General features: G+C 60.4%; 8 protein-coding genes. 3 read left to right on the top strand and 5 right to left on the bottom strand.

Annotation, left to right across the window (positions count from 1 at the left end):
• From AC5RW2_RS38950 to AC5RW2_RS38940, 3 genes are all read right to left on the bottom strand, one after another.
• A partial coding sequence (locus AC5RW2_RS38950; protein WP_494075185.1) for a CbiQ family ECF transporter T component occupies positions 1-478 on the bottom strand: 478 nt, incomplete at its 3' end.
• Entirely contained in the window at positions 475-1,176 is a 702-nt protein-coding gene (locus AC5RW2_RS38945; RefSeq protein WP_494037303.1) for an energy-coupling factor ABC transporter ATP-binding protein, read from the bottom strand. The genes AC5RW2_RS38950 and AC5RW2_RS38945, both read right to left, overlap by 4 nt.
• A gap of 39 nt (positions 1,177-1,215) precedes the next feature.
• Positions 1,216-1,848: a biotin transporter BioY gene (locus tag AC5RW2_RS38940; protein ID WP_494037304.1), complete on the bottom strand. Its 633-nt coding sequence runs from the start codon at positions 1,846-1,848 to the stop codon at positions 1,216-1,218.
• 658 nt (positions 1,849-2,506) lie between these two features.
• Between AC5RW2_RS38940 and AC5RW2_RS38935 the strand changes: the two genes are divergently transcribed.
• The 3 genes from AC5RW2_RS38935 (at position 2,507) to AC5RW2_RS38925 (ending at position 5,604) form a co-directional block, all read left to right on the top strand.
• The gene (locus AC5RW2_RS38935) at positions 2,507-4,183 is read left to right on the top strand and encodes a flavin-containing monooxygenase (protein WP_494037305.1); all 1,677 of its coding nucleotides are present in this window, start codon (positions 2,507-2,509) and stop codon (positions 4,181-4,183) included.
• 261 nt (positions 4,184-4,444) lie between these two features.
• Complete coding sequence (locus AC5RW2_RS38930; protein ID WP_494037306.1) at positions 4,445-4,783, top strand: hypothetical protein; 339 nt, start codon at positions 4,445-4,447, stop codon at positions 4,781-4,783.
• On the top strand, positions 4,765-5,604 hold the full coding sequence (locus AC5RW2_RS38925) for an SDR family oxidoreductase (protein ID WP_494037307.1): 840 nt from the start codon (positions 4,765-4,767) through the stop codon (positions 5,602-5,604). The genes AC5RW2_RS38930 and AC5RW2_RS38925 overlap by 19 nt, the downstream gene beginning before the upstream one ends.
• A 762-nt stretch (positions 5,605-6,366) precedes the next feature.
• Here the strand turns inward: AC5RW2_RS38925 and AC5RW2_RS38920 are convergent.
• Both AC5RW2_RS38920 and AC5RW2_RS38915 read right to left on the bottom strand, forming a co-directional pair.
• A complete protein-coding gene (locus AC5RW2_RS38920) occupies positions 6,367-6,801 on the bottom strand; it encodes an acyl-CoA thioesterase (protein ID WP_494037308.1) in 435 nt (144 codons plus the stop codon).
• Between the two features lie 36 nt (positions 6,802-6,837).
• Positions 6,838-7,839 (bottom strand): LacI family DNA-binding transcriptional regulator, encoded by a 1,002-nt coding sequence (locus tag AC5RW2_RS38915; protein ID WP_494037309.1) that lies wholly within the window; start codon positions 7,837-7,839, stop codon positions 6,838-6,840.
• Between the last annotated feature and the right edge of the window lie 95 nt (positions 7,840-7,934).

The following is a 7,934-nucleotide window of genomic DNA, read 5'->3' as shown; positions in this document are numbered from 1 at the left end:
ATGCCTCCCGCGCCGTGGTGATCGACGCTGACAGAAGCGGAACAGCACGCACCGTCAGCGACAGCACCAGGCTGGCCCGCCAAGGGCTGATCCCGATATGACGCAGCGGGGCGAGCATTCTGCCGAAAAAGTCCAGCATGTCGCTGCTGCGGGTGGTGTAGGTCAGCAGGCTCGCCAGCAGAACGGCGACGAACATGCGGATTCCGAACACCGCTGCCCGCTCCAGGCTGTTGAAAAGCATCTGGGCTGCGACCGTCAGGACCATGAACGGGACCACAGGGCGCACCGCCGACCAGGCGAACGGGGCCCGGATGCCGACAACCGGGTAGAGCAGCAGGCTGAACAGCAGGAACCCGCCCAGCACATACAGGTCCTCCACGAGGAAAACGCCTGCAAGAACCAGGAACAGCAGCAGGAATTTCACCCCCGCCGGGGCCCGGTGCAGCACTGAAGCACCGTCGACGTAGAGGCCGATCATCGGCAGGTGCGCTCCTTGTTCCGGGAGCTGATCAGGTGCCGGTAAGCGGCCACGGCCTCCCCGGGGGATCCGTCGAAGCGAACCTGCCCCTGGTCCATGACGATGACCCGGTCGAAATCCTCAATGATGTCCAAATGGTGCGTCATCAGGATGACCTGCTGACGCAGATTTCCGATGGTATCGAGGAAAATCTGGACATTGTGCAGATCCAGGAGGGTGGTCGGCTCATCACAAATCAGAATGTCCGGTCCGGTGACCAGGACGGAGGCCAGGGCAAGCATTTGCTTCTGCCCGCCGGACAGGAGGTGCGCCGGGTGGCCGGAAAGCCCGGACAGCCCGTAACGGTCCAGGACCTCGGCGACAATATCCGCCTTCTCCGGCTTGGACAGCTTTTGTCCCCGCAGCCCCAGCGCGACGTCCTCGGCGACGGTGGGCATGATGATCTGGTGATCCGCATCCGAAAAAATGAACCCGACTCTGCGGCGCACCCGGACAGCGTCCTTGCGGGTGTCCACACCATCCACCACAACGGATCCGGCCCGCGGGACCAGCAATCCATTGAGGGTACGGGCCAGGGTTGATTTGCCGCTGCCGTTGGCGCCAATGAAAGCGATCCGATGTTCCCGAAGGTTCAGGCTGACCTGGTGGAGCACCTCGAACCCGTTGAAGTCATGGCTGACGTCTTGCAGTGAAATCATGCTTGCAGATCTTTCCGGCCAGGGAGGCCCACGGGGACCCTACGCCCCGCTCTCGCCTCGCCGGATACCTGCGGGCGGAACCGGATAGGCGCGGTGGACTGCGGCGGCCACCAGTGCGGCCAGCACCGCCTTGAGGATGTCACCGGGGAGGAACACCGCCGAACCGATCAAGGTGATCCCCAGATCCAGGCCGGTAAAGAGGGGAGAAACCAGCGCCCCCAGCAGATCAATGAGCAGCACTCCGCCGAGCAGGACGGCGGTCAAAATCTTTGGAAAGTATCGCTTCCCGGAGCGGATCCTGTCCGCGATGAAGCCGATGACGAAAGCTCCGGCGATCCAGCCCAGCAGGTAGCCCAGCGATGGCGTCATGAACGCCCCGATACCTCCACGGCCGCCCGAGAGCAGCGGCAGACCTGCGGCAGCCAGGACCAGGAAGGTAACGACCGCCAGCGTGCCCCGCCGTGCGCCAAGAACGGCGCCGGCCAGGAACACGCCCAGGTTCTGCAGGACGATCGGCACCGCGATGCCTGCAACCGGAACCGCAACAAATCCCAGGGCGGCTATGAGCGCAGCAAAGAGGGCAATAAGCCCAAGATCACGCGGCAACAGCCCGGGGCGCCGACCGGGGCGATCTGCCTGGGCCTGCTGGCCGGAAGTGAGTTTGTGTGACACAGGAATCCTTTCAGCCACGGCCTGCCAGACTTACCGATACACATACCGGCCCTGCAGCCGGGCGTGAAATCAAAATACAGGAAGCGGTACTCCCCATACTATTCAGAGACCTCCGATGTAATGCGGAGACAAATATGGATTCACCAGCGATCCGGTCATGAAGCAGGTAACCCAGGTCTACGGAATGCGCAGCTGGTAACACCGAATCCAATCGCATCCTGCTGAGCCGCACCGGGTGTCAGTGCCAGTGGAAAACTGACCCCGTAGCGCCGATTAAATATTGACCCCATTCGGTACTGAATGAAGCCGTCGGCGGTGGTGGTCGGGATCTCATCGCCGGGCGCCGGTTCGACCTGCACCGGTTCCGGTGCCGGCTCCGAGCCCGGCGCCGGGTCAGGTGCCGGCGCGAGCACGCCAATGTTCAGAGATCAGATCACAGGCCGGCTGCGCGATCCGATACCCAGAGCCCGGCTATGGGAACGTGGATCACCGCTCTCTGATACTGCTAGGCGCCAACTGCCGCACGCCCGTATTTCCGTCCCTCAAAAGTGTTGATCTAGCGATCGATAAGTAATAGCCTAACCACTGTTGAGCGAGCAGGCCAACAGTGGGAACGCGCAAAGAAGAGCGTTCTTGCTTCATATTTAGGGGAGTTTAAATGTCTCAGTCACTAGATACTCAGTCGCCGAATCGCTTTGATGCTGTGGTCGTTGGGGCTGGTGTCACAGGCCTTTACGCCCTCGAGCGACTGCTCAAATTGGGCCTCACCGTTAAGCTTGTGGAAGCTGGTACGGGTGTAGGCGGAACGTGGTATTGGAACCGTTACCCGAGGTGCCGATTTGATTCAGAGAGCCCATCGTACGGCTATTTCCACGATAAGAAGCTGCTGCAGGACTGGGACTGGTCCGAGGAGTACGCTTCAGCACCGGAAATCGAGCGCTATTTTAACCACGTCGTGGACCGCTGGGGCATCCGGGATCACATTCAGTTCAACACGATTGTTCAGAAGGCCGATCTCGACGAAGCTAACTCAGAATGGGCTCTCACTCTGTCAACTGGGGAGGTATTGCTGTGCAAGTACTTCGTGCCCGCGGCAGGTCTGCTTTCTGCTACTTACACGCCCAATTGGCCGGGGTTCGACTCGTACAAGGGCGAGGTGTACATCACCTCCCGTTGGCCTAAGGAGGAAGTCGATTTCGCGGGGAAGCGGGTCGCCGTGATTGGAACCGGAGCGACCGGCGTACAAGTCATTCCGCCAATCGCAGAAGTCGCCGGCTCTCTCACGGTATTCCAGCGCACGCCAAACTGGTGTTCCCCTCTCAATAATCGGCCCTATTCTGCTGAAGAAATGGCAGAAATTAAGGGCCGATATGACGAGATGCGTGCACAAATGGATATTGCGTGGATGGCTTTTGAACATTACCCCGACCCCCGCAAGACCTTCGATGTGACGGAAGAGGAGCGTCTTCAGAAGTTTGAGGAGCTATATCGCAGCGGTGGCCTCCGAAAGGTATCTGAATCATTCGCCGATCTGGCATTGGACGAGGCGGCGAACAAGGCGTGGTCAGACTTCCTCGCGAGTAAGATCCGTCAACGAGTAAAAGACCCGGTGATCGCAGAGAAGCTCATCCCTAAGGATCACGCGTTCGGCGCCAAGCGGCCTCCGATGGAGACGAACTATTACGAGGTTTACAATCAGGAGAACGTCGAACTCGTCGAGCTGCCGGTCACCCCGATTGTGCGCTTCACCGAGGCAGGAATCGAGACGAGCGAACGCGAGTTCGAGTTTGATGCAGTCGTGCTTGCCACAGGATTTGATGCAGTCACCGGCGCGGTTCTGGATCTGAACATTACAGGCCGAGACGGTGAGGAACTCAGGGATGCCTGGAGTGAAGGACCGGTCACCCTATTCGGCTCAAACGTGCCTGGGTTCCCCAACCTGTTCGTCGCGGGCGGACCGCACGTTGGAGCAGGAAACGTACCGCGGGCTACCGAATTCCAGGTGGACTTTATCGTCGCTCAGATTGCTCATGCAGAGGCCCTGGGTGCTCGATCGGTCGAGGTTACCGAAGAAGCAGCATCCGAATTTCTGGATCATGTGCAGGAAGCTGTGGGGAATATGTCAAAGTTCTTCAGCTATTCAAAGAACTGGTACACCGGTGGCAACATTCCAGGCAAGCCGCTGGTGTATACGCAGTACCCCTCGGGTATTCCGGAGTACGGCCGCAGGATGAGGGAAAACGTCGCCAAGGGCTTCCCCGGTCTGAAGTTCGAAGGAGCTGACGGCAGTAAGCGGTTTCCTGCAAAGCAAGTTCTGGCCGAATCGCGAAGCTAACGCCATGACCCAATCTAACGGCGACGATGTCGTTCGTGGCATGACGAATAGTGGTGCGGGGGTCATGCTCGCACAGAGTGCGAAGGACCGACCAGTTGCGCCTCGCGTTCCAGGGCAACCTCGGCGAACGTCAAGCTCTTCACGCAGACGGATCTTGAGTGTATCGACAGTCACGACGCCCACATCGACCGAGCAGATCGGTCAGAACCTCGAGGGCGTCTAGGCGTGCCCGTCCAAGACGGTTAGTGACAGTTTGTTGGGGTGGTCGGGTTCGACCCGGTGCGCAACGAGCAGCGCCGCACCAACAAAGACCGGGAACTGCTGGTGAAGCAGAACACGTATGCCGCCGGCCCGTCGTTCGGCTCCAGCACGGTGACAGTGGGGCTGCGCCACGACACCGTTGAGATCCTGGACGAGCAGACCGTACCGGTGGTGATCTTCGATCGGGTCTCCGTCCGCGGCACCGCCACCGTCATCGACCTGGTGCGGGTCGTGCCTCTGCTGGCGGCCATACCCAAACTGCAATCAGTGAAATATCGTGCCATTCGAACATATAGTGTCATCGGTCGGAAAGGATTTTCATGGCGAGGACATATGTAGTTACGGGAGCCGCTTCAGGAATCGGTCGCGCGACGAAAGTGCTATTGGAGGAGCAGGGGCACCGGGTGATCGGCGTAGACCTGCACGGCAGTGACGTTGACGCTGACCTATCGACGACTGAAGGTCGAGCGGGTCTTGCCGATGCAGTCGCCGCGATCAGCGGCGGCTCAGTCGACGCAGTGATCGCTGTGGCCGGCGTCGTCACGTCATCGTCGCTAATGGTCAAGGTGAATTACTTCGGCGCGAAGGCCAGCCTTGAGGCGTTGAGGCCGCTATTAGCCAACTCGCCGGCGCCGCGCGCGGTCGTCGTGGCGTCCTTCTCGACGCTCCAGCAGAACAATGCCGCGTTGGTCGCCGCGATGGAAGCTGATGATGAGACCCAGGCAGTGTCGATCGCTGACGATCTGCCAGCGGGTGATGGTGGGCACCTGATCTATGCCTCCACCAAGCGTGCGATTGCCGAGTGGGTGCGGTCTGCGTCGATCACAGAGGAGTGGGCCGGTGCCGGTATTCCGCTCAATGGTGTTGGCCCTGGTGTGATCCTTACTCCTATGACTATGAGGGTGCCCATGATGCAAACCGAAGAAGGGCGTGCAGCACTTCTCGCCGCCGTCCCAATGCCGCTTAACGGGCCGGCCGAACCGGTCGTCGTCGCTCGCCTGCTGGGATGGCTGGCGAGCGAAGAGAACACGCATGTCACCGGGCAGGTCGTTTTCGTCGATGGCGGAGCCGACGTCAGCTTGCGCGGCGCGCATGTTTTCGACGGCGCCGAGGGCACCGAAATGGACATCGCGCGAGCGCCGGTCCGCGCTAATCCGTAATCCGCCACTCCTCGCATGTCCTCGCGGTATCCGAGTTGTGGCGGGCCGGGGGTCTAAGCTTGTTATTTAACCTGCGCGGGTGGTCCCGGCCGGTTCCCTGTAGCGGGGTGCCCCGTTTGCCCGCTTGGCGGCCACCGCCTGATGATCGAAGGGTTCATGCGAGAACTCCCGGATCGGAGGCGGTGGCCGTGGTTATCAGTGTGCCCCATGGGTTGGCGGACGGGGTGTCTGGCGTTACCTTATGCAGTCTGGCGAGATGCTCAGCCACTTCCAGTGCGACAGCTTCCGAAATCTTCTGTGCTCCAGAAGACAACGCACCCAGCGGCTTTCCTGGAAGCCGCTCCATTACGTAGAAATCTCCGTCGATCCCGTTAACAGCGTTACCCATTCGAGAGTTCGCGTAGTAGTGAGAACTCGCGCTCGATACGATACGCCGGATGGAACATAAACGGCACACTGTCGTTCTTTCTCACGACTAGCTCCCGCATCTTATCACCCGACTCAAGGACCGTTACAAAATAGGTCTGCTTGCTAAAACCGCCGGGCACATTCTCCACCGATACGAGCTGCAAATCCGTCCCGTCACTATGAACGGTTCTGAGAAAACTCTCGAAAGGCCGGCTTGGGAGGGCTTCGATCTCCTCGCTGCCACATCATTCGTTGAATCCTGTGGCAGCGCAATTCCTGGAGCGCTTCTGCTGTGCTGGTTGGTGCGTGAATTGCAGTGTGGACTCACTGTGGGATAGCGTCGAGGGCCGAGCTTTACCGTGCCCGCACGTCGACGGGTGGCCCGCTGAAATGCTCCAGGACCCCCTTCGCGTGATCGGGGAGTGCGCGGGGGCGTCCGGTCGAAACGTCGACGAGCACGGTCGATGTCGAAGCGATTGCGCACTCAACTTCTCCATTGCGAACGCTGTAGGCGATATCGAAGCTCGATCGCCCTACCCGTGTCACCCATGCGGCTACATCGACGGTCGGAACGTTCGGCCCGATCGGAGCTCGATAGGCGATCTCCTGATAGCCAATGACGATCCCGGCCCCTTCGCCCGCGAGGCTTTCCACCGAAGCTCCGAGCGATTCGTCCTGATAGATCCGGATACGGGCGAGCTCAAGGTAGGACAAGTAGACCGCGTTGTTGATGTGGCCGAAGCGGTCGACGTCCGAAAACCGCACTTGCATGGGTAGGACAAGTTCCACGAGTTCTCCTATGTTCTTAGAGGCGAGGCGGTGGGCTCACGCGGGCAGGTATCCCGTCGAACCGCGTATGACTAGTTCGGTCGCGAAGCGTTTGTGTTCGAAGTCCGCGTCGGTGTTATTGATGCGCGCCAGGAGCATCTGGAGCGATAATGTGGCCATCTCGTCGATGGGTTGACGGATTGTGGTGAGGTCGAGCACTTTCCACGCTGACATCGGGATATCGTCGTAGCCCACGACCCAGAGATCCTCGGGTACTCGTAGTCCGCGCTCCTTCGCGGCGTCGATGACGCCGAACGCGATGACGTCGGTGGCGCAGAAGATTGCCTGCGGCGGGTCATCTGCGAGCAACAGCCTTCCGGCATCGAGGCCTGCCTGATGCGTGAAATCAGTTTCAGGCATGCGGGCGTGAGGGATGCGAATTCCTGCATCGGCGAAGACGTCGACGAACCCCCTGCGCCTTTCCCGTCCCGTGCTGACCCATGGACCGCCGCCGACGAGGGCGACGCTGGTGCGCGCGTGCGCAAGAAAGTAAGTTGCGACGGCCGCACCGCCGCCAATGTTATCGCCGGTGACTTGATCGCTGGTGATGTTCTCGAGGCTGCGGTTGACGAGCACGACGGGCAAGCCCATCTCGAGCGCGGTGCGCAGTGCTTTCGAATCGCGGGTTGCGGTTGTGAAGATCAGTCCGTCGACAAGCTTGGAGCGGATTGCCTCGATCGCTGCCTGTTCGCTGTTCTCGCCGTCCGAGACCCACACGTTCATGCGTAGGCCGGCGCCATCGATCTCGCGGGCCAGTGCGTAGAGCATCACGGGGTACCAGGGGTTGGTGATTTCGCCGACCACTACTCCGATGGCCCCAGATCGCTTCATCCGCATCGCGCGGGCCTGCGCGTTCGGCACGTAGTCGACCTCCGCCATCACCTTCTCGACGCGTCGGCGATTCTCGGCGCTGACACGAGGCGAGCCCTGCACGACACGTGAGACGGTGGCTTGCGATACGCCGGCGAGCCGAGCGATCTCCTTGCCAGTCAGCATCATCCCTCATCTCCCATGACGGAAAGTGTCACATTCGCCTTATTATCCGAGCCTACTGATGAATGCCGAAGATCCACGCGGGAGGGCCGTACTGCTGT

It is taken from the genome of Arthrobacter sp. B0316-1-20 (genome assembly GCF_059091865.1).
The sequence above is the reverse complement of the archived record's forward strand: the minus strand, read 5'-3'. Positions and strand labels throughout refer to the sequence as shown.

Coding starts and splice junctions, on each gene's coding strand:
- AC5RW2_RS38945 (WP_494037303.1), bottom strand. CDS start 1,176: ATGATTTCACTGCAAGACGTCAGCCATGACTTCAACGGGTTCGAGGTG.
- AC5RW2_RS38935 (WP_494037305.1), top strand. CDS start 2,507: ATGTCTCAGTCACTAGATACTCAGTCGCCGAATCGCTTTGATGCTGTG.
- AC5RW2_RS38925 (WP_494037307.1), top strand. CDS start 4,765: ATGGCGAGGACATATGTAGTTACGGGAGCCGCTTCAGGAATCGGTCGC.
- AC5RW2_RS38915 (WP_494037309.1), bottom strand. CDS start 7,839: ATGATGCTGACTGGCAAGGAGATCGCTCGGCTCGCCGGCGTATCGCAA.